This window comes from Rhizobium sp. AAP116 (assembly GCF_001295785.1).
In the GTDB taxonomy this organism is placed as follows: domain Bacteria; phylum Pseudomonadota; class Alphaproteobacteria; order Rhizobiales; family Rhizobiaceae; genus Allorhizobium.
In genome coordinates this window covers 162,443-185,030 of sequence record NZ_LJIB01000011.1, presented here as the reverse complement: position 1 = coordinate 185,030, position 22,588 = coordinate 162,443, and the positions used below count along the sequence as shown (strand labels likewise).

Annotated in this window: 23 protein-coding genes and 1 tRNA gene; 13 read left to right on the top strand and 11 right to left on the bottom strand. The window is 60.9% G+C overall.

All coding sequences use genetic code 11. The annotated features are described in order from the left end of the window. The first annotated feature begins 102 nt into the window (after positions 1–102). Positions 103–300, top strand: coding sequence for a hypothetical protein (locus IP85_RS09205; RefSeq protein WP_054149376.1), 198 nt, complete (start codon positions 103–105; stop codon positions 298–300). Positions 301–400: 100 nt separating this feature from the next. On the opposite strand, the gene IP85_RS09200 is transcribed toward IP85_RS09205, so the two are convergent. Both IP85_RS09200 and IP85_RS09195 read right to left on the bottom strand, forming a co-directional pair. Further along, a tRNA-Ala gene (locus IP85_RS09200) sits at positions 401–476 on the bottom strand. 155 nt (positions 477–631) lie between these two features. Further along, the gene (locus tag IP85_RS09195) at positions 632–1,018 is read right to left on the bottom strand and encodes a TIGR02300 family protein (protein ID WP_054149375.1); all 387 of its coding nucleotides are present in this window, start codon (positions 1,016–1,018) and stop codon (positions 632–634) included. A 220-nt stretch (positions 1,019–1,238) separates the two neighbouring features. Here IP85_RS09195 and cmk point away from each other — a divergent pair, with 220 nt between their 5' ends. Beyond that, positions 1,239–1,865 (top strand): (d)CMP kinase, encoded by a 627-nt coding sequence (cmk, locus tag IP85_RS09190; RefSeq protein WP_156322803.1) that lies wholly within the window; start codon positions 1,239–1,241, stop codon positions 1,863–1,865. Between the two features lie 152 nt (positions 1,866–2,017). After that, positions 2,018–3,721, top strand: coding sequence for a 30S ribosomal protein S1 (rpsA, locus tag IP85_RS09185; RefSeq protein ID WP_054149374.1), 1,704 nt, complete (start codon positions 2,018–2,020; stop codon positions 3,719–3,721). Positions 3,722–3,792: 71 nt separating this feature from the next. On the opposite strand, the gene IP85_RS09180 is transcribed toward rpsA, so the two are convergent. Further along, complete coding sequence (locus IP85_RS09180; RefSeq protein ID WP_156322801.1) at positions 3,793–5,322, bottom strand: hypothetical protein; 1,530 nt, start codon at positions 5,320–5,322, stop codon at positions 3,793–3,795. Between the two features lie 22 nt (positions 5,323–5,344). Here IP85_RS09180 and IP85_RS22640 point away from each other — a divergent pair, with 22 nt between their 5' ends. Then, positions 5,345–5,476: a hypothetical protein gene (locus tag IP85_RS22640; protein ID WP_280949603.1), complete on the top strand. Its 132-nt coding sequence runs from the start codon at positions 5,345–5,347 to the stop codon at positions 5,474–5,476. A 245-nt stretch (positions 5,477–5,721) separates the two neighbouring features. Next, positions 5,722–7,119, top strand: a complete 1,398-nt coding sequence (locus tag IP85_RS09175) for a nicotinate phosphoribosyltransferase (protein WP_054149372.1) — start codon at positions 5,722–5,724, stop codon at positions 7,117–7,119. Between the two features lies 1 nt (position 7,120). Here IP85_RS09175 and IP85_RS22175 read toward each other — a convergent pair whose 3' ends face one another. Beyond that, positions 7,121–7,372 carry a hypothetical protein gene (locus tag IP85_RS22175; protein WP_156322798.1) on the bottom strand — a complete coding sequence of 84 codons (252 nt, stop codon included), beginning with the start codon at positions 7,370–7,372 and terminating at the stop codon, positions 7,121–7,123. A gap of 154 nt (positions 7,373–7,526) precedes the next feature. Here IP85_RS22175 and IP85_RS09170 point away from each other — a divergent pair, with 154 nt between their 5' ends. Next, positions 7,527–7,850, top strand: coding sequence for a DUF6665 family protein (locus IP85_RS09170; protein ID WP_054149371.1), 324 nt, complete (start codon positions 7,527–7,529; stop codon positions 7,848–7,850). A 14-nt stretch (positions 7,851–7,864) separates the two neighbouring features. Here the strand turns inward: IP85_RS09170 and IP85_RS09165 are convergent, their stop codons facing one another. Then, positions 7,865–8,488, bottom strand: a complete 624-nt coding sequence (locus IP85_RS09165; protein WP_054149370.1) for a ribonuclease D — start codon at positions 8,486–8,488, stop codon at positions 7,865–7,867. A gap of 175 nt (positions 8,489–8,663) precedes the next feature. Beyond that, positions 8,664–8,834: a hypothetical protein gene (locus IP85_RS22380; protein WP_171901535.1), complete on the bottom strand. Its 171-nt coding sequence runs from the start codon at positions 8,832–8,834 to the stop codon at positions 8,664–8,666. A 226-nt stretch (positions 8,835–9,060) separates the two neighbouring features. On the opposite strand from IP85_RS22380, the gene IP85_RS09155 reads away from it, so the two are divergent. Together IP85_RS09155 and IP85_RS09150 are read left to right on the top strand one after the other, a co-directional pair. Next, positions 9,061–10,485, top strand: a complete 1,425-nt coding sequence (locus IP85_RS09155; RefSeq protein WP_054149368.1) for a phosphomannomutase — start codon at positions 9,061–9,063, stop codon at positions 10,483–10,485. A gap of 52 nt (positions 10,486–10,537) precedes the next feature. Beyond that, a complete protein-coding gene (locus IP85_RS09150) occupies positions 10,538–11,293 on the top strand; it encodes an SDR family NAD(P)-dependent oxidoreductase (protein WP_054149367.1) in 756 nt (251 codons plus the stop codon). Between the two features lie 36 nt (positions 11,294–11,329). Here the strand turns inward: IP85_RS09150 and IP85_RS09145 are convergent, their stop codons facing one another. From IP85_RS09145 to IP85_RS09135, 3 genes are read right to left on the bottom strand one after another with little or no spacing between them, the layout of a single operon-like run. Next, a complete protein-coding gene (locus IP85_RS09145) occupies positions 11,330–12,547 on the bottom strand; it encodes a cyclopropane-fatty-acyl-phospholipid synthase family protein (RefSeq protein ID WP_054149366.1) in 1,218 nt (405 codons plus the stop codon). Then, entirely contained in the window at positions 12,544–13,338 is a 795-nt protein-coding gene (locus IP85_RS09140; protein WP_054149365.1) for a DUF1365 domain-containing protein, read from the bottom strand. The genes IP85_RS09145 and IP85_RS09140 overlap by 4 nt, the downstream gene beginning before the upstream one ends. Continuing rightward, complete coding sequence (locus IP85_RS09135) at positions 13,335–14,681, bottom strand: FAD-dependent oxidoreductase (protein ID WP_054149364.1); 1,347 nt, start codon at positions 14,679–14,681, stop codon at positions 13,335–13,337. Before IP85_RS09135 ends, IP85_RS09140 begins: the two co-directional genes overlap by 4 nt. A 253-nt stretch (positions 14,682–14,934) precedes the next feature. Between IP85_RS09135 and IP85_RS09130 the strand changes: the two genes are divergently transcribed. From IP85_RS09130 to IP85_RS09110, 5 genes are read left to right on the top strand one after another with little or no spacing between them, the layout of a single operon-like run. Further along, on the top strand, positions 14,935–15,504 hold the full coding sequence (locus IP85_RS09130) for a sigma-70 family RNA polymerase sigma factor (protein ID WP_006725285.1): 570 nt from the start codon (positions 14,935–14,937) through the stop codon (positions 15,502–15,504). Continuing rightward, positions 15,501–16,178 carry a ChrR family anti-sigma-E factor gene (locus IP85_RS09125; RefSeq protein WP_054149363.1) on the top strand — a complete coding sequence of 226 codons (678 nt, stop codon included), beginning with the start codon at positions 15,501–15,503 and terminating at the stop codon, positions 16,176–16,178. The genes IP85_RS09130 and IP85_RS09125 overlap by 4 nt, the downstream gene beginning before the upstream one ends. A gap of 39 nt (positions 16,179–16,217) precedes the next feature. Continuing rightward, positions 16,218–16,619: a DUF2177 family protein gene (locus IP85_RS09120; RefSeq protein ID WP_054149362.1), complete on the top strand. Its 402-nt coding sequence runs from the start codon at positions 16,218–16,220 to the stop codon at positions 16,617–16,619. 39 nt (positions 16,620–16,658) lie between these two features. Next, positions 16,659–17,672: a ligase-associated DNA damage response exonuclease gene (locus tag IP85_RS09115; protein WP_082347633.1), complete on the top strand. Its 1,014-nt coding sequence runs from the start codon at positions 16,659–16,661 to the stop codon at positions 17,670–17,672. 1 nt (position 17,673) lies between these two features. Then, positions 17,674–19,290: a cisplatin damage response ATP-dependent DNA ligase gene (locus IP85_RS09110; protein ID WP_054149361.1), complete on the top strand. Its 1,617-nt coding sequence runs from the start codon at positions 17,674–17,676 to the stop codon at positions 19,288–19,290. A gap of 4 nt (positions 19,291–19,294) precedes the next feature. Here the strand turns inward: IP85_RS09110 and glpK are convergent, their stop codons facing one another. Both glpK and IP85_RS09100 read right to left on the bottom strand, forming a co-directional pair. After that, a complete protein-coding gene (gene glpK, locus IP85_RS09105) occupies positions 19,295–20,788 on the bottom strand; it encodes a glycerol kinase GlpK (protein WP_054149360.1) in 1,494 nt (497 codons plus the stop codon). Between the two features lie 81 nt (positions 20,789–20,869). After that, a complete protein-coding gene (locus tag IP85_RS09100; RefSeq protein WP_054149359.1) occupies positions 20,870–22,588 on the bottom strand; it encodes an ABC transporter substrate-binding protein in 1,719 nt (572 codons plus the stop codon).

Genomic DNA, 22,588 nt, shown 5'->3' with positions numbered 1-22,588 from the left:
AGTTCCCCGCCCTTAGGGGAGGAAAGCTTCGCTCAAGCAGGCGTTACTAAACCCTCGTCCCACTGTCACCCATTTCGATTCTAAATTTTCCGGGAGGAAACCATGCGATTTGCCATCGACACCGTGGACGACTCCGGCAATGACCGCCTCTACATCGGTACGCCCGTGCATGTCAGCGGCGACAAGCTGCACCTGAAGCTGCGCGACGGCGAGGTGAAGCTCGATATCCGCAAGATCATCGACTGGTTCCAGATCGATCTCTCGGAGAGCGGCGAGCGGGTGGAGCTGTTTCGGCGGTGAGGCATTTGCCTGCCTTGCCTGCCGCAGGCATGGATTGTCTTCGAACGGCGACGGAGCGTAGCTCTTTGCCAAACATGCTTAATCAATCGAAGGAATGGATTGGTGGAGCTAAGCGGGATCGAACCGCTGACCTCTTGCATGCCATGCAAGCGCTCTCCCAGCTGAGCTATAGCCCCATCAGGGTACCGGGTTTATTCCGGCTCCGGGAACCCGTTTGAAAGCACCGCTTCCGTCGGGGTGGCGGCTTGATACTTCCGGTAATCGGAGATGGCAAGCCGAAAAATGAAAGCCCGGGCATTTTTTTAGGCCCGGGCTCGAAATGCTTGAAATATCAGACTTCGTCGTCGTCGCCGGTGACGCCGATCAGGCCGGTCATGTCATCGTCGTCGTCGTCTTCGTCAGCTTCCAGGAAGGTGTCGTCATCGTCGCCGTCGATCTCGACGTCGTCGTCGCCCATATCAGGGATGTCGTCGCCGCTGGCCGTTTCGTCAGCGTCCTCGAGCGAGACGAGCTCGACATCGGTGTTTTCGGTATCGACTTCCGCGACGTCCTCTTCCTCAGCCTTTTCCATGATGGCTGCGACCGAGGTTTCCTCGAAATAGGAAAGCGGCCAGGACTTGTTCGTGTACGGCGACACGATCGGGTCCTTGTTCAGGTCGTAGAATTTCTTGCCGGTGTCGGGGCAAGTCCGTTTCGTTCCAAGTTCTGCCTTCGCCACTGTCAAAGCCTCATGAAGTCGTGAAGAATAAGGGCATGCGCCAAGCGCCCGGCGCGAGGCCGGCCAAACTGTAGTCGGTCCCCTTAATCGCTGATGCCCGTCCTGTCAAAGGCTATCTGCGCAGGTATTTTGGCAACCGGGGGTTCACATGCTTCGCTTGGCAAGGGCTGCCAAGATTTGTATCAGCGATGGCATCAACGATAGAGACAATGAGGACCGGATGATCATCGCAATCGACGGACCGGCCGCCGCCGGCAAGGGGACGCTGTCGCGCCGGATCGCGGAGACCTACGGGTTCCACCATCTCGACACCGGGCTCACCTATCGCGCGACGGCAAAGGCGCTGCTCGACGCCGGGTTACCCCTCGATGATGAGGCGGTGGCGGAGCGCATGGCGCTTGCCGTGGAACTCGCCGGGTTGGACCGCGACGTTCTCTCGGCGCACGAGATCGGCGAAGCGGCGTCGAAGATCGCGGTCATGCCGGCCGTTCGCCGGGCGCTGGTCGAGGCACAGCGTGCCTTTTCGAAGCGCGCGCCCGGCACCGTGCTCGACGGCCGCGATATCGGCACCGTCGTTTGCCCGGACGCCCCGGTCAAACTTTACGTGACGGCGTCACCCGAGGTTCGTGCCAGACGCCGTTATGACGAGATCCTGTCGAAGGGCGGCAGCGCGGATTTCGACGCGATCTTCGCCGATGTGACGAAACGCGACGAGCGGGACATGGGACGGGCCGACAGCCCTTTGAAACCAGCTGAAGACGCGCACTTGCTAGATACTTCCGAAATGAGTATAGAGGCCGCATTCTCGGCGGCGAAGGTTATCATCGACGCTGCCCTGACGAAATGAAGTGACCAGGTTTCGGACAAGCCGGAGCCTGAGGGCCGACATCCAGTCCCCGCGCCGGAATTGCTCTTCTAAAAGAGCGGATCGGTTGTTGGCCAAGATCAACACTAGCCCCCGGCGCTCACGCATCCAGATGGATGCGACCAGGAGATTTCATGTCTGTTTCTACCCCGTCGCGTGAGGACTTCGCAGCCCTCCTCGAAGAATCCTTTGCCAAGACCGATCTGGCAGAAGGCTATGTTGCCAAGGGCATCATCACGGCCATCGAGAAGGACGTCGCAATCGTTGACGTCGGCCTCAAGGTCGAAGGCCGTATCGCACTGAAGGAATTCGGTGCACGCGCCAAGGACGGCACGCTGAAGGTCGGCGACGAAGTCGAAGTTTACGTCGAGCGCATCGAAAACGCTCTCGGCGAAGCTGTTCTGTCGCGCGAGAAGGCTCGTCGCGAAGAAAGCTGGATCAAGCTCGAAGCCAAGTTCGAAGCTGGCGAGCGCGTTGAAGGCGTTATCTTCAACCAGGTCAAGGGCGGCTTCACGGTTGACCTCGACGGCGCTGTTGCCTTCCTTCCGCGTTCGCAGGTCGACATCCGTCCGATCCGCGACGTGACCCCGCTGATGCACAACCCGCAGCCCTTCGAAATCCTCAAGATGGACAAGCGTCGCGGCAACATCGTTGTATCGCGTCGTACGGTTCTCGAAGAGAGCCGCGCCGAGCAGCGTTCGGAAATCGTGCAGAACCTCGAAGAAGGCCAGGTTGTTGACGGCGTCGTAAAGAACATCACCGATTACGGTGCGTTCGTTGACCTCGGCGGCATCGACGGCCTGCTGCACGTCACCGACATGGCATGGCGCCGCGTCAACCATCCTTCGGAAATCCTGTCCATCGGCCAGTCGGTCAAGGTTCAGATCATCCGTATCAACCAGGAAACCCACCGCATCTCGCTCGGCATGAAGCAGCTCGAGTCGGATCCGTGGGATGGCATCGCTGCCAAGTACCCGGTTGGCAAGAAGATCTCCGGTACCGTCACTAATATCACCGACTACGGTGCATTCGTCGAGCTGGAGCCGGGCATCGAAGGCCTGATCCACATCTCGGAAATGTCCTGGACGAAGAAGAACGTTCATCCCGGCAAGATCCTTTCGACCACGCAGGACGTCGACGTCGTCGTTCTCGAAGTCGATCCGTCCAAGCGCCGTATCTCGCTCGGTCTCAAGCAGACCCTCGAGAACCCGTGGCAGGCATTTGCCTTCAGCCATCCGGCCGGCACTGAAGTCGAAGGCGAAGTCAAGAACAAGACCGAGTTCGGCCTGTTCATCGGCCTCGAAGGCGACGTGGACGGCATGGTTCACCTGTCGGATCTCGACTGGAACCGTCCGGGCGAGCAGGTCATCGAAGAGTTCAACAAGGGTGACGTGGTCAAGGCCGTCGTTCTCGATGTTGACGTCGAGAAGGAACGCATCTCGCTCGGCATCAAGCAGCTCGGCCGCGACGCTGTCGGCGAAGCCGCAACTTCGGGCGAACTGCGCAAGAACGCTGTCGTTTCGTGCGAAGTCATCGGCATCAATGATGGTGGCGTCGAAGTGAAGCTCGTCAGCCACGAAGACATCACGTCCTTCATCCGCCGCAACGACCTGGCCCGCGATCGTGACGATCAGCGTCCGGAGCGTTTCTCGGTTGGTCAGGTTTTTGACGCTCGCGTCACCAACTTCTCCAAGAAGGACCGCAAGGTCATGCTGTCGATCAAGGCTCTCGAGATCGCAGAAGAGAAGGAAGCCGTTGCTCAGTTCGGTTCGTCCGACTCTGGCGCTTCGCTCGGCGACATCCTGGGTGCAGCCCTGAAGAACCGCAACAACGACTAATCCTCGCTGTTCGCTGAATGCAAAGAACCCGCCGGGAGCGATCCCGGCGGGTTTTTCTTTGGTCTTGAGTATCAGTTGAGACCGGCCATCCGCAGGTAGAGCTCGTGAGCGGGCTCGGGCGGGAGCGGCAAAGCCGTCTCTGCAGGCGCCGGGAGGGCGGACCGCTCAGCCACCATGCTCTCCTGCATATACGTCTCCGCTGGTTCACCGGCCGGGCGCTCGTCTTCGGGCATCACGACGTCTGCGGCATCCTCGTCACCATCGACAGCTTCGTCCCTGTCATCGTCCTCGGCATCCGTCTCCCCATCCCGGTTGCCGGAATCCTCTTCTTCCTTTTCCTCGACGCGTTCCACGTCGAATTCGTCTTCCACTTGGTAGGGAATGAAGGGTAAAGGCATGCCTTCCCGCGCAATCGGAAACCTCGCCAGTGCCTGCTCCGACAACGGGATTGCGCCGGGCGCTGGGCGCTCCTCTGTCGTTTCCGTCAGGGCTGCATCCTGCATGCGCGCTAGCTGCTCGGTTGAATCGCGCGTTTCGTCGGATGAAACCGGCCGCGCGGCAGGTGTAGCCGCCGGTTGCGTTTCCATGCCGGGAGAGATGCCCGGCCGGGCTGTGGCTTGCGGCTCGGTCGAAAGGCTCTTCAGTTGCAGGAGTGTCCGAATGAAATCCGATTCGAGCAGTTCGGCGAGCCAGCCCGCCGGCATCGGTGGTGTGGGCCTCGCCTGCCCCGGCACGGCGATCACCGGCATGGCTGTGGGAGATGCAGCGGAGGGCGACGTCTGGCGATCAGGGGTGCCGATCCCACCAGGAGCCCGTTCTTCCGGCTGTCTGGCGGCCTGGCTTGCTGGCATGAGCAGTCTTTGGCCGCTTTCGGCTTGCGTGGCTGGGCTGCCGGTGGGCGATTGCGGCAGGCCTGCGAACGGTGCCGCTCGGCTCGTCTGCGGTTCCGTCCCGGCCTTCTGCAGCGGCTGGCTTGCGCCTGTCGCCACCGGCAAACTTTCGGGTCGACCGGACGCAGTACCGAGGCCCGGCAGGGAGCCGGATGGCGTTGCCGTTGTGGCTCGGGCGGAGCGCGTCACATCCATGTCTGGACGCTGCGGCGGACCAGCATTCGCGGCGCGCACTTCGGCATTGCCTTTGGCTTCGGCGGCGGCTGGCGTGTTCAGAGGTCTGTTTTGCCCGGCTGCCGTCTGTGCGGTGCGTTGAGGGTCGTTCGGCGCACGTCCGACATCGTTTGCGGCCAAGGGACGGCTGACGCTCTGAGCCGTCGGGCGCGCTTCGCCGGCCGCCTCCCGATAGGACGAGATGACCGAGCGCGCCGCTCCGTCCCTGTCCGTTTGACGATAGAGTTCGAGATAGAGTGCCAGGGTTGCCCGTTCCGGGCCCGAGGGGGTGGCCATGGCCGCCAGCAGTGTGCGCAACTGCAGTCCGGCAAACGACTGGGTCAGAAGCTTCTGCAGCTTCAGGCGATCGGCGGCCGGCAGTGCCGCGATGCCTTCGATCAAGCGACCCATGTAGTCGCCAGGCGTCTCGGCGGCCCGCCGCTCGATCTTCAGGGCGGCGCCGAGGACGTCTGCCAGAACAGAAAGATTCTGAGACATGCGCTCAGGACCCGATAGGAGCATGATGTTCAACTGGCCGGCGATTGCAGCGCTCTGGTTGATGGCCGTTGGCATTGGCGGTGAGGCAAGCGCTGTTGCGCGAGAGCCGGCCGGTTGTTCCGGTCGCGGCTTTGCCTCGGTCGCAGACGTGTAGGGCACAGGGGACGCAAGGACTGGAGGAAGCATGGCAACCTCTCCGGTTCTGGTGCCTCGGGACAAGAGTTTCGGGCGATGTCTTAAGCCGTACCACGGCTGCCCGATCCTCAATCCTTGCCTGATTTGGTTAATGAAGCACTAAGACGCAATCTCAACGGGCGACACCAGCCTCGCGCATTGATTGGCGTGCACGATGGACGAGGCGGCGCACTGTCGCCGATTCGATCCAACACGGACGCAGGCATGACACGCAATCTTCTCCTGAACACCGACAGCTACAAGCTTGGCGTCTTTCTGCAGTATCCGAAAGATACGCGGGCCGTCAGCGCCTTCGTCACCACGCGGGGCAACTCCTTCCGTCCCGAGGTGATGTTCTTTGGTCTGCAGATGTTCCTGAAAGACTACCTGTCGAAGCCGATCAGCCGTGGTGACATCGAGGAAGCCGAAGAGATTGCACGCCACCACGGACAGCCTTTCGATCGCAAGGGGTGGGAGCATATTCTGAATGCGCATGGCGGACTGTTGCCGCTGCGCATCGAGGCACTGCCCGAAGGCGCCGCAATCCGCCGCGGGGTGCCCGTCATGCAGGTGGTCAACACCGATCCTCTCGTGCCGTGGCTCACCTCCTATATGGAGACCGCGCTGCTTCGCGCCGTCTGGTATCCGTCGACTGTCGCGACGACGGCCTGGCGCATCCGGATGGCGATACAGCCCTTCCTGGACCGGACAACGGACGATCCAGGCGGGCTGCAACCGAGCCGGATCAGCGACTACGGTTGCCGCAGCACATCCAGCGTCGAACAGGCGGCGATCGGCGGGGCAGCGCATCTCGTGCACTTCCACAGCTCTGATTCGCTTCCCGCCATTCTGCAGGCCCGTCGCTTCTACAAGGCCTCGATGCCGGCCCAGTCGATCCCGGCTGCCGAACATGGAACGATCATTGCCTGGGGCCAGCCGCACGAGACGGAAGCCTATTCCCACATGATCGACAATTTCGCGAGTTTCGGCGGCTATTCCGTTGTCTCCGATAGCTTCGACCTCCACAACGCCGTTTCAGAGATCTGGGGCAAGAAACTGCAGACCAAGGTGCGCGCTGCCGGTGGCGTTCTCGTGGTGCGGCCGGATAGTGGCGATCCGATCGAGACACCGGTCCAGGTCGTGGCCCAACTCGCCTACGCCTTTGGCACACGGCTGAACGGCAGGGGTTTCAAGGTGCTCGACGGCAATGTCCGGGTGATCCAGTCGGACGGCGTTTCGATCCAGGATATTCAGATGATCCTGGGCCGGCTCGAAGGCATGGGCTTCTCCTCCGAAAACATCTCCTTCGGCATGGGATCGGGCCTGCTGCACAAGATCAACAGGGACACGATGTCCTTCACCATGCGCACGAGCGCCGTTCAGGACGATAAAGGCCAGTGGCGTCCGGTTGTGCGCCGCCCGTCCAATCCGCAGCAGAAGGTGTCAATGGCAGGCCGTGTGGCCGCGATCGCCGATGGCTATGACATCATGCCGATCCAGCTGGAAGATCTCGGGAACCGCCCCAACCTCTTGCAGCCGGTCTGGCAGGACGGGGAGCTTCTGGTGGACTGGAGCCTGGACGAAATCCGGGCGAGGGCAACGATCGCCAGCCTGCCGCGCTAGCTTAATCGACGAGACGCATGAACCGCGGATAGAGGCCAGCCTCATCCGAGGGGACCGGAACGCGCTCGCCAAAAGCCTCGTCCGAGCGGCTGCGCTCATCGACGATAAATGCGTCCAGCCAGTTGGCTGGCGCATATTGCGGGCCCTGGTCTTCAATGTCAGCTTGTTCCACAGGCGCTTCGATCAGATCGAGATCATAGCTGGATGAACTACGCGATACCGAGTCTAAGAGGATAGTAGCTGCTTCCGTCATGGTCGCCTGATCAACGCCTTATGTGCAACGAGCAACTTGAAAGGCTCGCCGCGTCACCAATTTCCATGCGGGGATCATGCGAAGTCTCGGTTAATGAAACCTTGGCGAAATGGGCAAAGCTCCCCTCAAATCTCACCCATGAGAAGATCTAACCATGAGCTTCAAAACTCCAGCCTCTCTGCTTTCTCCGGCGCTTCACGACAGCGTCACGCCCCTCGACCTGGAACTGGCCGGTGAAAAGGCCGATGCCTTGGCACGGGCGGGCCGGAAGGCTGAGGAGGCTCTTGAGACGCTGGCTGGCGCGCGCGGTGTGGACGGCACCCCAATTGAGGCCCTGCGCCATGCAGCAGCCGACGCGGTGTTTTGCTTGATGATCCAGCGGGAGCTTTGTGGTTTGCGAAACCAGGGCGATATGATCCGACGGTATGCCATCCCGGCCGATGTCATGTCCAGGGTCGGCATTGTCAGGCGCGACTGAGGCCGCCAGGCAGGTCAGCTATGCGCGAAGATGTCGGTTTCTTCCCAGCCGAGAAGATCGAGCTTGGACCGCGTGGGAAGGAATTCGAAGCAAGCCTTTGCATGTTCCATCCGGTCGTCGCGCAAAAGGCGCTGGGTGAGCTTGTCGCGGAGAGCATGCAGATGCAGCACGTCCGAGGCCGCATATTCGAGCTGCGCCTGGCTCAGGGTCTCGGCAGCCCAGTCAGACGATTGCTGCGCCTTGGAGATATCGACCTCGAGCATTTCCTTGAGATTGTCCTTGAGACCGTGCCGATCGGTGTAGGTTCGGGTCAAGCGGGATGCAATCTTGGTGCAGAACACGTTGGTCGTGGTCACGCCGAAGGTTTGAAACAGGACCGCAATATCGAAGCGACCATAATGGAAGATCTTCTGACGGGCCGGGTCCGCGAGCATCGCCACGAGGTTGGGCGCATCCTTTTGATTTTTGGCGATCCGGATTACGTCGGCGGTTCCGTTACCGGGAGACAGTTGGACGACGCAGAGACGATCGCGGCGAGGGACGAGGCCGAGGGTCTCCGTATCGATCGCAATGGCGTCGATATAGCGACCGGCGGCATCGGACGAGATGTCCCCCTCGTGATAGCGGATCGTCGTCATCGGTTACTCCAGAAGTCAGATGTTGTCCCTGCCCGCTATAGACCAAAGCACACCCTTGCACCATCCCGCGCCTGCCCGGACCACTCAAGGCGGTCACAGCCTTGTGATAGGTGCATGAGAAACTGCTAAGCAGGATAGAGATTTGCTCAATTGCTACGCAAACGCGCTTTTGTTTTCAGAGAAACGCGCCGATGCGAAAGATACGAAAGCGTGTCGCTGCAAAAATCGTAGCAGCGCGTTCCTGCCCGGACATCAAGCCATGCATTTTACGCACTGCTGCGTTGCAACAAGCGCGCTTGGCAGAATCGAGCGCCGTGGATATAACCAAAGCATCGAAGCGGCGCACTCCTCCTCCCAGTGCCGCTCGGTAGGATCGGCAATACTCCTCCTCCTCCCAATTGCCGATCAAGTTTAAGAGCCTGGCGCATCCTCCTCCCGCGCCAGGCTCTTTTCGTTTCTGGATCCCCCCACAGATTTGGACTTGCCTGACGGCCAAGCGATACTTCCGCTTGATGCCTTGGGTCACAGGCCCATATAACGCCATCTGTTCGCGAGACCCTCAGGAGGCATGCATGACAGTAAAGTTCGGTACGAGCGGCTTGAGAGGGCTTTCGACAGATCTCGTTGGCTCGGTCTCAGCACTTTATTCAACCGCCTTCGCAAGACACATGCTGGAAAGCGGCGCACTGCAGCCGGGATCGCCTGTCGTGGTCGGAAGCGACTTTCGTCCGTCGAGCCCGGAAATCTCATCCACGATCATGGCCGCGATGAAGCGCCTTGGCCTTGTTCCGATCGACTGCGGCACCATCCCAACCCCGGCGCTGGCGCTCTACGGCGCCTCGATCGGGGCGGCCGGGATCATGGTCACCGGCTCCCATATTCCCGCCGACCGCAACGGCATCAAATTCTACCGGCCCGATGGAGAGGTCAACAAGAGCGACGAGGAGGCGATCACGCGTCTCGCAGCCGCATTGAAAGACGATGCAGACGCCAACAAGGTCGAGGCCGGCTCCGGAACGGCTGGCGAGGCAGAGGCAACGCAGCTCTTCATCGACCGCAATCTCGGCATCCTTGCGCCCGATGCGCTGAAGGGAAAGCGGATCGGCATCTACCAACACAGTTCGGTCGCCCGCGACATGCTGGTCACGGTGTTTGAGCGTTGCGGAGCAACCGTGTTTCAGCTGGGGCGCTCGGAGCAGTTCATCCCTGTCGATACCGAAGCGGTATCGGCGGACACGGTCACGCAACTTGCGCATTGGAGCGACGAACTCGCCCTCGACGCGATCATCTCGACGGATGGCGACGGGGACCGGCCGCTGGTGGCCGACGAGCATGGCAGGCCGCTGCGCGGCGATCTGCTCGGACTGATCGTTTCCCGCTTCCTCAAGGCGAAGGTTGTAGCAACGCCTGTCACATCGAATTCCGGCCTCGAGCAGGACGGCGGCTTTGCCGTGCGCCGCACGCGCGTCGGCTCGCCTTTTGTCATTGCTGCCATGGAGGACGCGCTCTCGGCTGGAGAATCCGGCGTGCTCGGCTTTGAGGCGAATGGCGGCCTGATGCTGGGATCGGATTTCACCATCGGTGAAAAGACCATCGCGGCTCTGCCGACCCGGGACAGCTTCCTACCGGCGCTGGCCGTGCTCGGAACCGCGGCAGAACGCGGCCTTTCGCTTTCAGAACTGGTTGACGATTTCAATCTCCCGGTGGCGCTCAGCGACCGCCTGGAGAACTACGCAAGTGAACGCAGCGCCTCGCTCATGGCGCATCTCAGGGCATCGGGAGATCACTTGTCGGCTTTCCTCAGCCCAATCGGTGCCGTCGAAAGCGTCAGCGACATCGATGGATTGCGGGCAACGCTGGCCGATGGCCGGGTGATCCACTTTCGGCCCTCTGGCAATGCGCCGGAAATGCGCTGTTATGTCGAGGCCGCCAACAACGAAGACGCAGAGGATCTGCTGAAGCAGGGGCTTTCGCTGCTCTCCAGCTGGACGGCCTGAACCGAGCTCGCCCCCGGGGCGTATTGTTCAGGAGATCAAGCAAGAGGATATCATGAACAAGATTGCCTGGATTACGGGTTCCAGCACCGGCATAGGCCGCGCGCTCGCCGAACGCCTCCTTCGAGACGGATACCGGATCGCCGTCAGCGCCCGCAGTGTCGATGCGCTCGCTTCGCTCTCCGCCAGTCATCCCGGCAAGGTCGGCGTCTACCCGCTCGACGTCACCGACCCCGCAGCCGTCAAGCAGGCATTTGTGGCGATCGAGAGCGAAATGGGCCCGGTCGATCTCGCCGTCTTTGCGGCCGGTTCCTACACCCGCGATTATGCCGAGGACTTTGACAGCGCGCGGACCCGCCAGATGTTCGAACTCAACGTGCTCGGCACCGCCTCGTGTCTGGAAACCGTGATGCCGGCGATGATCGCGCGGCGCCGCGGACATATCGCAGTCGTTGCCTCCGTATCGGGCTATGTGGGGCTGCCGGGTGCTGCGACCTATGGTGCGACGAAAGCCGCGCTCAACGTGATGTGCGAAGCGCTCTACCCAGAGCTCGAGCGTCATGGCGTGAAGATGACCATCATCAACCCGGGTTTCGTCGACACACCGCTGACCAAGAAGAACGACTTCCCGATGCCCTTCCTGGTCTCCTCGGAAGAGGCTGCCGACACGATCGCCAAGGGGCTGGCCAAGGGCAAGTTCGAGATCATCTTCCCCTGGAAGATGGCACTCGCGATCCGTTTCCTGCACGCCCTGCCCCACGCGCTACGCTTTGCGTTGACGCGCAAGATGCTCCGGCCGAAGGGCTCTTGACCGGAGGAAAAACTGCAAATCTGGAAAACCTGACGTTCAGGCTGGCTTGTCCAGCCTGAACTGGACGACGTCGATGCGACCGAAGCGGAAGCCAACCGCGCAATAATGCAGGTAGAGACGCCACATGCGGTAGAAGCGGCGATCGAAGCCGAGGGGCTCGATCTTCTGCCAGTTGGCCGTGAAGGCATGGTCCCAGGCGATGAGCGTGCGATCGTAATCGCGGCCGAAGCGGAAGCGATCGCCGACCTTAAGGCCTGCAGCCTCAGCGTCCCGCTCGAAAACGGTCACCGAGGGCAGCATGCCGCCGGGGAAGATGTAGGTCTGGATGAAATCGGCGCTGCGGCGGTAGTAGTCGAAGCGGCTCTCATCGATGGTGATGGTCTGGATCAGCGCCTGCCCGCCTTCGACCAGCAGGTTCTGCACGGCCTTGAAATAAACAGGCCAGTTTTCTTCACCCACCGCCTCGAACATCTCGATCGAAACGATCTTGTCGTATTGCCCGCGACAATCGCGGTAATCCTCGAGCCTAATGTCGACCCTGTCGGCGAAACCGGCCTTATCGAGCCGCTCGCGGGCGAATTTCGCCTGTTCGGTCGATAGCGTCAGCCCGGTGACCCTGCAGCCGGTCTTGCGGATCGCATGTTCGGCAAAGCCGCCCCAACCACAGCCGATTTCCAGGACATGATCCTCGGGACCGATCTTCAGCTCGTCGACGATGCGGGCGTATTTCGCCTCCTGCGCATCGGCAAGGCTCATGCTGGGTGCGCTGTAAAGCGCGGAGGAATAGGTCATGGTGCGGTCCAGCCAGAGGCCGTAGAACGCATTGCCGAGATCGTAGTGATAAGCGATATTTCGCCGGCTACCCTTCTTCGAATTGCGGCGCAGCTTGTGACGCAAGCGGGCGAGCGTCATGAAGATGGACGAGGAGGACAGAACTCGCCCGAGCTGCGCTTCGTTGGCCAGCGCCAGTTCGAGCACCGCGCCAATATCAGGAGAATCCAGATCTCCGTCCATATAGGCCTGGGCAAATCCAAGGGTCCCGCTGGTCAGGAGGCGAAAGACCGGGCTCGCATTGCGGACACACAATACAGCATTCGGGCCCGGGTTTGCACCGATCGCGACATGTTCACCATAGCCTTCGAACTGAAGTGTCAGGCGGCCCACGGCGATCCGGTCGGCCCAGCGGCACATCATGCGCTGCCAGAATGTGAGAGAGCTAACCACAGGGTGCATTTCCTGCTCAGCGTGACTCATGACTTGTTCATCCCATTCTGCACGACGATCGTAGACGCTATTCTGGCTGCTGCTGGCTTATGTCGGTAGATGGGTACGCCCTTCCACCAAAGCTTCAGCGCCTCCCAATGAATGCCCCCCATCACTTTAAGGGTCATCAAAGGATACTTCAGCAACATGTGCAACAAACCTTTGTCCGACAAAGGACGGCGCCGGCCGGAAAAAGTTGCAAACAAAAGTGGCCCTTCCGGATCACTCTCGCCGATGTTGATGGCCACATCATCATCCGGCGGGCTGATACGGAAATTGTATTCGCAGTTCATGGGCATGAATGGCGAGACATACATCTCCTTTGCGCAACGATGGCGCAGGATGCCGTTCTCTTCAGCCTCGACCGGGATCACATAGGTGTGGCGCTCGTTGAAGGTGTTGCAGACCTCGTAGAGGACTGCGGCAAGCTCACCTTCGGCGCGATAGCAGAAAAACACCGTGATCGGATTGAAGACATAGCCGAAGATCCGGGGATAGCAGAGCATGTGGATCTTTATGCCATCGACCTCCACGCCGGCCGCGGCCAGGCGCTCTTCAACCCAGGCTCTCAGTTCGCCGGTGCGACCATTGCCATGGTCCGCGTCATGCACCGAATAGAGCGCCGCCCTGTTGTAGCCGAATAGGCGCAGGCCTTCGTTCAACTGGTTGATCTCATCGAGGTCGACCAGGAGCGAAAACACGCTATAGCGCAGGCTGTGCTTCTTGGGCCGGCTGCGGGCATGCAGCACATGCCCGGCATAGATTGCGGAGTTCAACTTCATTCCGCCGCCTCGAGCTGGCGACCGATGACGATGCGACCCGATTCGTTTTCGACCGACCATGGACGACGGACACCGCCGAGAGCTTCGGCGACGGCAAGCCCCGCCTGCAGGCCATCCTCATGGAACCCGCTACCGAAATATGCACCGCAGAACCATGTGTTGCGGCGGCCCTGAAGCTGCCAGATACGGCGCTGGGCGCGAATTGCGGCGACATCGAAGAGCGGGTGTTCATAGTTGAAAGTCTTGATGATCTTGGACGGATCGATCGGGCGGCAGGGATTGAGGGTGACGAAGAGAGGCGTTGCCTTATCCAGCGACTGCAGCTTGTTCATCCAGTAGGTGACGCAAAGGGTTTCGCTCGAGTCTGCCTGTTTCTCCGCCACATAGTTCCAGCTGGACCAGACCGACTTTCGCTTCGGCATCAAAGTCTCGTCCGAATGCAGCACGGCGAGATTGGGCGTATACTGGAATGACTCGAGGATCTCGATCTCTTCGCTGTCCGCGTCTTCCAGGAGATCGATGCTCTGGTTTGCGTGGGTGGCGAGAACGACGTCATCAAAGACCTCTACGCCACCATGTACATCGGTCACCTGAACGCCGGCAATACCACGGCGGACACCCGTCACGGCCGCTCCCAGGCGCACTTCCCCGCGGAAGTCGGCCAGGATACGGGCCACATATTCGCGGCTGCCGCCCTTGACCGTGCGCCATTGCGGCCGATCCTTGAGAACCAGCAATCCATGGTTTGCGAAGAAGCGGATGAAGGCATGCAGCGGATAAAGCCGCATCTCCGACGCCGTGGTCGACCAGATCGCAGCGCCCATCGGCAAGAGATGATCCTCGATGAAGGAAGGCGAATAATCGGCGGATGCGAGGTAGTCGCCGAGCGACACGCCTTCGAGTTCACGGCGCTCAAGAAGGCCGGGGGCTTCCTTGTAGAAGCGAAGAACGTCCTTCACCATGCGCCAGAAGCGCGGACGCAGAATGTTCGACTTCTGCCCCAAGAGCCCCGAGAGCCCCGAACCCGAATATTCGAAGGCGCCACCGCCGAGAGAGGCGGCAAAAGACATGTTCGACGGCAGGGTTGGCACATCGAGATGCTCGAAAAGCTTCACGAGATTGGGGTAGTTCCGGTCGTTGTAAACGATAAAACCGGTGTCGACGGGTATGTCTTTCTGGGCGCCGGGGGCGATCACCGTATTCGAATGGCCGCCCGGGCGGCTCTCGGTTTCGTAAAGAACGACATCGGCGCTCTTTGACAGCAGCCAGGCGGATGAGAGGCCCGAAATCCCCGATCCGATGACCGCGATCCTGCGTTTACCGCCGGATGCGGCCTTCGTCATACCAGTGTCCATTTCCCGCCCTTTGCCACATCTTCAATTCAATCTGTTTGTCGCTGATTACGCAAAGCAAATCTCAATGGATTGATCGCAGCGAATAAATTCACAGGCAGTGATCCGAGCCGAGAACCGCGGCGTAGACCGCTGCATGATGAACGCGATACACATCTCGGCAGATGCGTGCCACAATGACCCCGGGCGAATTGCACGGCAAAAGGTCGTTGCGCCGCTCAAACGAGGGAAAAAAAGCGTTTCGATGACCGAGTCGGTGGAAGAACTGGACCAGCGTAACTTCTCGCAGCTTTTGGCCGCCGTCGGCCGCGATAGAGACATCGAAGCCTTCGAGACGATTTTCAAGTTTTACGGTCCGAAGGTGCGTGCCTATATGGCGAAGCTTGCCCGTGACGGACAGGCGGCCGAAGAGCTGATGCAAGAGACGATGCTTGCGGTCTGGAACAAGGCCGAGCAGTTCGACCCAACAAGGGGAAATGTCTCAAGCTGGATCTTCACCATCGCCCGTAACCAACGCATCGACGCATTCCGTCGCGAGAGGCGTCCGACCTTTGACCCGTCTGATCCGGCCTTCGTGCCGGACGACGTACCACCGGCCGATGTCGAATTCGAAGGCAAGCAGGAGGCTGATCGCCTTCGGCGCGCCATGGAAACCCTACCACCCGAACAGCTCGAACTCCTCAAAATGTCATTCTACAGAGAAGCATCCCACAGCACGATCGCAGCCGAACTCGGACTGCCGATGGGGACCGTGAAATCACGTATCCGCCTCGCTTTCGCGAAGCTGCGCGCAGCATTGGAGGAGCGGGCATGACCCTCCACGTCCAACACCACATCAGCGACGAGCTTCTGCTCGATTATGCGACCGGAAATCTGGCCGAGGGCTGGAGCATTGCGGTTGCGACACATCTGGCGCTTTGCCCGTCCTGCCGCAACAGGCTCTCCTTCATGGAGCATACCGGCGGTCAATTGCTCGAGGCGACCGAGGTGACCGCCGAAGAGACGCCAGCGTCAGACAGCTGGTCGTCAATGAAGGCAAAGCTCAAGTCGCAGGGCACGTCGCGGCTCGCCGCGTCAAAGCCGGTTGCCACTCCGACCGATCTTCCGGTTTTGCCTGAGCCGCTGCGCTCCTATCTTGGCGGCGACGTCGAGGCCTTGAAATGGAAGGCACTCGGCCGCGGCGCCTATCATATCCCGATCAAGACGAGAGATACTGAGAGCCAGGTTCGCCTCTTGAAGATTCCGGCCGGCAAGCCGGTTCCGGAGCACTCGCATGGCGGCCGCGAATTGACGCTGGTGCTCAAAGGCGCGTTCACCGACGGTGCGACCGTATTCAAACGCGGGGACATCGAGGAAGCCGACGAGACGCTGACGCATCAGCCGGTGGCGACACCGGACGAGGATTGCATCTGTCTCGCCGTGACCGACGCACCGCTGAAGTTCAAGAGCCTTCTGGTCCGCCTGGTTCAGCCGGTTCTTGGAATTTGATGGGAGGCCGGGCAGGCGCCCGGTCGAGAGGGAAGACAAATGCCTTACGTGATCGCCTACATCTCCACGGCCGTTGTTTTCTTCGCCATCGACTATCTCTGGCTGACGCGGATTGCGATAGGTTTTTACCGCGAGCATATCGGCAGCCTGCTGCTGGCGACCCCCAACTTTGCTGCCGCCGGGATTTTCTATCTCTTCTACGTGGTCGGACTTGTCTATTTTGCGGTCATGCCGGCCGTGTCCGCCGGAAGCATCGTCACCGCATTGTTCAACGGGGCGCTCCTTGGACTTCTGGCCTACGGCACCTACGACATGACCAATCTCGCCACGCTGAAGGGCTGGTCGCTGCAGGTCAGCCTCGTTGATATGGCGTGGGGTGCATTTCTCTCGGCAACCGCTTGCGCTGCAGGTTATCTCGCCGTTTCGCGCTTTACGCAGTGAGTGCTGGAAGGGCGTCTTCGGGCGCCCTATGTTCACGGCATGATCAAGCCGGACCTTCTCCTTCACCCAACGCCGGGCGGGCTTTACTGCCCGCTCGGCGACTTTTATGTCGACCCGGTCCGGCCAGTTGACCGGGCGCTGATCACTCATGGACATTCGGATCATGCCCGTTCGGGGCACGCCCATGTGCTCGCCACGCGCCAGACACTCGACATCATGGCGATCCGCTACGGCGAGGACTTTTGCAGCACCTCACAGAGTGCGACCTTCGGAGAGACGATATCGGTCAACGGCGTTACCGTCCGCTTTCATCCGGCAGGCCATGTGCTCGGCTCCGCACAAATCGAGATCGAAGCGCAGGGGACCAGGATCGTCGTTTCCGGCGACTACAAGCGTGGCGCCGATCCGACTTGCGCCAGCTTCGAGCCGGTGCCCTGCGACGTGTTCATTACCGAAGCAACCTTCGGTCTGCCGGTGTTCCACCACCCCGATCCGCGGCTAGAGATCCAGAAACTGCTAACCTCTCTGCAGCAATTTCCGGAACGCAGCCACTTGATCGGCGCCTATGCGCTGGGAAAGGCACAGCGGGTGATCTCGCTCATTCGGCGGGGTGGCTATGAAAAGCCGATCTACATTCATGGTTCGATGGCGCGGCTCTGCGACTATTACACCGAACAGGGCGTGGAGCTCGGCGAGCTTCGCCCGGCGACGACCGAGGACAAGAAGTCTGGCGCCTTCAAGGGCGCCGTGGTGATCGGTCCGCCCTCCGCCTTCAACGACCGCTGGGCGCGGCGCTTCGAGGATCCCCTCGCGATCTTTGCGTCCGGCTGGATGATGGTGCGCCAGAGAGCCAAGCAGCGCGGCGTGGAACTGCCGCTCGTCATCTCCGACCACTGCGACTGGCCGGAACTTCTGGACACGATCCGCGAGGTGGGGCCGCAGGAGGTCTGGGTCACCCATGGGCGCGAGGAAGCGCTGGTGCGTTGGTGCGAACTTGAGGGTATCAAGGCTCGGCCACTGCACCTCGTCGGCTACGAAGACGAGGGAGACTGACATGAAGGCCTTTGCTCGCCTCCTCGATCGCCTCGTGCTGACCCCCAGCCGCAACGGCAAGCTGACGCTACTCATCGACTATTTCCGGCAGACGCCTGATCCGGATCGCGGCTATGCGCTGGCCGCGCTCACTGATGGGCTCGACATCAAGGGCGTGAAGCCGGCGCTGCTGAAAGAATTGGTCCTGGAGCGGATGGACCCGATCCTGTTTCAATATTCCTATGACTATGTCGGCGATCTGGCAGAAACCATTTCGCTAGTCTGGGAGCTGCAGACGCTTGAGGCCGAAGGCGGGGAAGATCTCGAAAGCCTGTCAAAGATCGTCGAACGGCTTCAGCGGCTCGGGCGCAACGAAACGCGCTCCGTCATGCGCGACCTCTTTGACCGGCTCGATACGTCGGAGCGGTTCGCGCTGATCAAGCTCGTCACCGGGGGGCTTCGAATCGGTGTCTCCGCTAGGCTCACCAAGCAGGCACTGGCGCTCTATGGCGACAAGGATGTCGTCGACATCGAGAGCCTCTGGCATGGGCTAAAGCCGCCTTATACCGAACTCTTCGCCTGGCTGGAGAACCGGGTCGAAAAGCCAGTTCTGTCGACGCCGGCGATCTTCCATTCGGTGATGCTGTCGACGCCGATCGAAGACAGGAATCTCCCCAATCTCGATCCGAAGGATTTCGCCGCGGAATGGAAGTGGGATGGTATCCGCGTGCAGCTTTCCTGCTCCGGCGGGAGAAGCCGGCTCTATTCGCGCTCCGGCGACGATATTTCCGGTGCCTTCCCCGATATCGTCGACGCAGCGCGGTTCGAGGGCGTGATCGACGGCGAACTGCTCGTCGGCGGGACGTCGCGGACCAATGCGCCGACGCGAACCTTTTCGGATCTCCAGCAGAGACTCAATCGCAAGACGGTGACGGCCAAGATGCTGGAAGAGTATCCGGTCTTCATCCGCGCTTACGACATCCTGTTCGATGGTGAGGCAGACGTTCGGTCCGAGGCTTTCCTCACACGCCGTGAACGCTTAAGCGCGCTCGTCGAGCGGCAGGAGCCACGGCGGTTCGATCTGTCGCCGCTCGTTTCCTTCTCGACCTGGGAGGAACTGGAGCAGTTGCGCGCTGACCCACCTGATCCTGTGATCGAAGGGGTGATGCTCAAGCGGCTGGGCAGCAGCTATCAGGCCGGGCGGGCCAAGGGGCCCTGGTTCAAGTGGAAACGAGACCCGATGAATGCCGATGCCGTGCTGATGTATGCGCAGCGCGGGCACGGCAAACGGTCCAGCTACTATTCGGACTTCACATTCGGGGTCTGGACGGCGATCCCCGGCGAAGGGGATGTGCTGGTGCCGGTCGGCAAGGCTTACTTTGGCTTCACCGACGAGGAGCTTGAGGTGCTCGACCGGTTCGTGCGCAACAATACGGTGGAGCGCTTCGGCCCGGTTCGCAGCCTGAGGGCAGAACCCGAGCATGGCTTTGTCGTCGAGGTGGCCTTCGAGGGGCTTGCTCGCTCGACGCGGCACAAGTCGGGAGTCGCGATGCGGTTTCCTCGCATCGCGCGTCTCCGTCAGGACAAGCTTCCGAAGGACGCCGACCGGTTGGAGACCCTGGTCGCGCTGATCGCCTAGTCGGTTAGCGCGTGGTCAGGCAACGGGACACGCTGTCCTGCCAGCCGGCAATAGCTGCTTCCCGTTCGGTCACATTCATGCCCGGTTCGAAACGGCGGTCGCGCTTCCAGGTCGCGGCGAAGCCCTTCTGGTCGGGCCAGAGGCCGGCGCGGGATCCTGCGAGCCAGGCGGCGCCGAGGACCGTGGTTTCCAGCACGACGGGACGATCGACGGGGGCGGCCAGGATGTCGGCCAGCCGCTGCATCGTCCAGTCGGAGGCGACCATGCCACCATCGACGCGGAGCACCGTCTTCGATGCGCTGCCGTTCCAATCCTTCTTCATGGCTTCCAGGAGATCATGGGTCTGGTAGGCGACGCTTTCGAGTACGGCGCGAGCGAATTCCGCCGGGCCCGTTCCACGGGTCAATCCGAAGATCGCGCCACGGGCATCGGCATCCCAATGGGGTGCGCCAAGCCCGGTGAAGGCCGGCACAAGATAGACGCGCTGATGCGGGTCGGCCTTGCTGGCCAGCGCATCCGTCTCCGAGGCGACCTTCACAAAGCCCATCTGGTCGCGAAGCCACTGGACCGCGGCACCGGCGATGAAGATCGAGCCCTCAAGGGCGTAAGTGGTTTCGCCATTCATGCGATAGGCGATGGTGGTGAGCAACCGGTTCGAGGAAGCAACGCGATCGCGGCCGGTGTTCAGGAGTGCGAAGCAGCCCGTGCCATAGGTCGATTTCATCATACCGGGCTCGAAACAGGCATTGCCGATGACGGCGGCCTGCTGGTCGCCGGCGACGCCGAGGATCGGGATTTCGGCGCCGAGCACGGACGCATCGGTGATGCCGAAATCGTCGGCGCAATCCTTGACCTCCGGCAGCATGGCGCGCGGGATTTCGAGGATCGAAAGGAGTTCGTCGTCAAAGCGGTTTTCGCCGATGTCATAGATCAGCGTGCGCGAGGCATTTGTCGCGTCGGTCGCATGAACCTTGCCGCCGGTCAGCTTGTAGATGAGCCAGCTATCGACCGTGCCGAAGCAGATCTCGCCATTTTCGGCGCGGGCCTTCAGGCCGTCGGCATTCTTCAAGAGCCAAGAGAGCTTGGTGCCTGAGAAATAGGGATCGAGCAGCAGGCCGGTCTTCTCGGTGAAGAGCGGTTCCAGGCCCTTATGTTTCAGTTCGTCGCAGAAACGGGCCGTGCGGCGGTCCTGCCAGACAATGGCACGGTGGACCGGCTGGCCGGTCTCGCGGTCCCAGACAACGACGGTTTCGCGCTGGTTGGTGATGCCGATCGCGGTAACATCGCCGATCTTGATCTTGGCAGCAGAGAGTGCCTTCTCGATGGTCGCCAGCACGCTCTGCCAGATCTCGTCCGCATCATGCTCGACCCAGCCGGAATCCGGGAAATGCTGGGTGAACTCCTGCTGGGCGACGCCGACAATATGCATCTCGTGATCGAAGATCATCGAGCGGGTCGAGGTCGTTCCCTGGTCGATGGCCAGAATGTAACCGCTCATCAGGCTGAAACTCCTTAAGTGAAGAAGCCGGGGCGTAGTTTGCGCCCCGGCGATTGTCAATTCAGCGGCGATCGCCGGTCGTTACTGCCAGCTCTTGACGAGCTCGTCGTAGTTGACCGTCATCGGCTGTTCTTTTTCGTTCTCGATCTTCAGCTGCGGCGCGATATTGCCCTTGGCAACGGCATCGGCGTTCCACTCTTCGAGGGTCTTTTCCTCGGCGAGCTTCGGACCGATATCGCCCTGGACGCCAGCGCGTTCGAGACGCTCAAGGACCTTTTCCTGCTCGGCGCAGAGCGAGTCCATGGCTTCCTGCGCAGTCTTTGCACCGGAAGAAGCATCACCGATTGCCTGCCACCAGAGCTGAGCCAGCTTCGGATAGTCAGGAACGTTGGTGCCAGTCGGCGACCACTGCAGGCGAGCCGGCGAGCGGTAGAATTCGACCAGACCACCAAGCTTCGGAGCGCGCTCGGTGAAGGACGGATGGTCGAGCGTCGACTGACGGATGAAGGTCAGGCCGACATGGCTCTTCTTCACGTCGACGGTCTTCGAGGTGACGAACTGGGCATAAAGCCAGGCCGCCTGAGCGCGATCGACCGGGGTCGAGGTCATCAGGGTCCAGGAACCGGCATCCTGATAGCCGAGCTTCATGCCGTCCTTCCAGTAGACGCCATGCGGGCTCGGAGCAAAGCGCCACTTCGGCGTGCCGTCCGCGTTGACGACCGGCAGGCCTTCCTTGACGAAGTCGGCGGTGAAGGCGGTGTAGGTGAACATCTGCTGGGCGATTTCACCCTGCGACGGCACCGGACCGGATTCAGAGAAGGTCATGCCCTGGGCGGCCGGAGGGGCGTACTTCTTCATCCACTCGAGATACTTCTCGATGGCGTAGACGGAGGCTGGGCCGTTGGTATCGCCACCACGTGCGACGCAGGAGCCGACCGGACGCGAGTTTTCGTCGACCTTGATGCCCCATTCGTCGACGGGAAGACCGTTCGGGATGCCCTTGTCGCCGTTGCCGGCCATGGAGAGCCAGGCGTCGGTAAAGCGCCAGCCGAGCGACGGGTCCTTCTTGCCGTAGTCCATGTGGCCGAAGACCTTCTTGCCGTCGATTTCGCGACCGGTGAAGAATTCAGCGATGTCCTCATAAGCCGACCAGTTGACCGGAACGCCGAGGTCGTAGCCGTACTTTGCCTTGAAGTCGGCCTTGTTCTTCTCGTCGTTGAACCAGTCGTAGCGGAAGAAGTAGAGGTTGGCGAACTGCTGGGTCGGCAGCTGATAGAGCTTGCCGTCAGGAGCGGTCGTGAAGGACTTGCCGATGAAGTCGTCGATGTCGAGGGTCGGGCTGGTGACGTCCTTGCCTTCGTTCGCCATCCAGTCGGTCAGGTTGCGAACCTGCTGATAGCGCCAATGGGTGCCGATCAGGTCGGAGTCGTTGATGTAGGCGTCATAGATGTTCTCGCCCGACTGCATCTGCGTCTGCAGCTTTTCAACGACGTCGCCTTCGCCGATCAGGTCATGGGTGACCTTGATGCCGGTGATGGCGGTGAAGGCCGGAGCGAGGACCTTCGATTCATATTCGTGCGTGGTGATGGTTTCGGAGACGACCTTGATCTCCATGCCGGCGAAAGGCTTCGCGGCATCGATGAACCACTGCATCTCGGCTTCCTGTGTGGCACGATCGAGTGCCGACATGTCGCCGACTTCGGCGTCCAGGAACTTCTTCGCCGCTTCCATATCGGCGAATGCGACACCCGTCATGGCAAGAAGCATGGCGGCCGTCGTCGTCAAAAGGTGCTTTCGCAT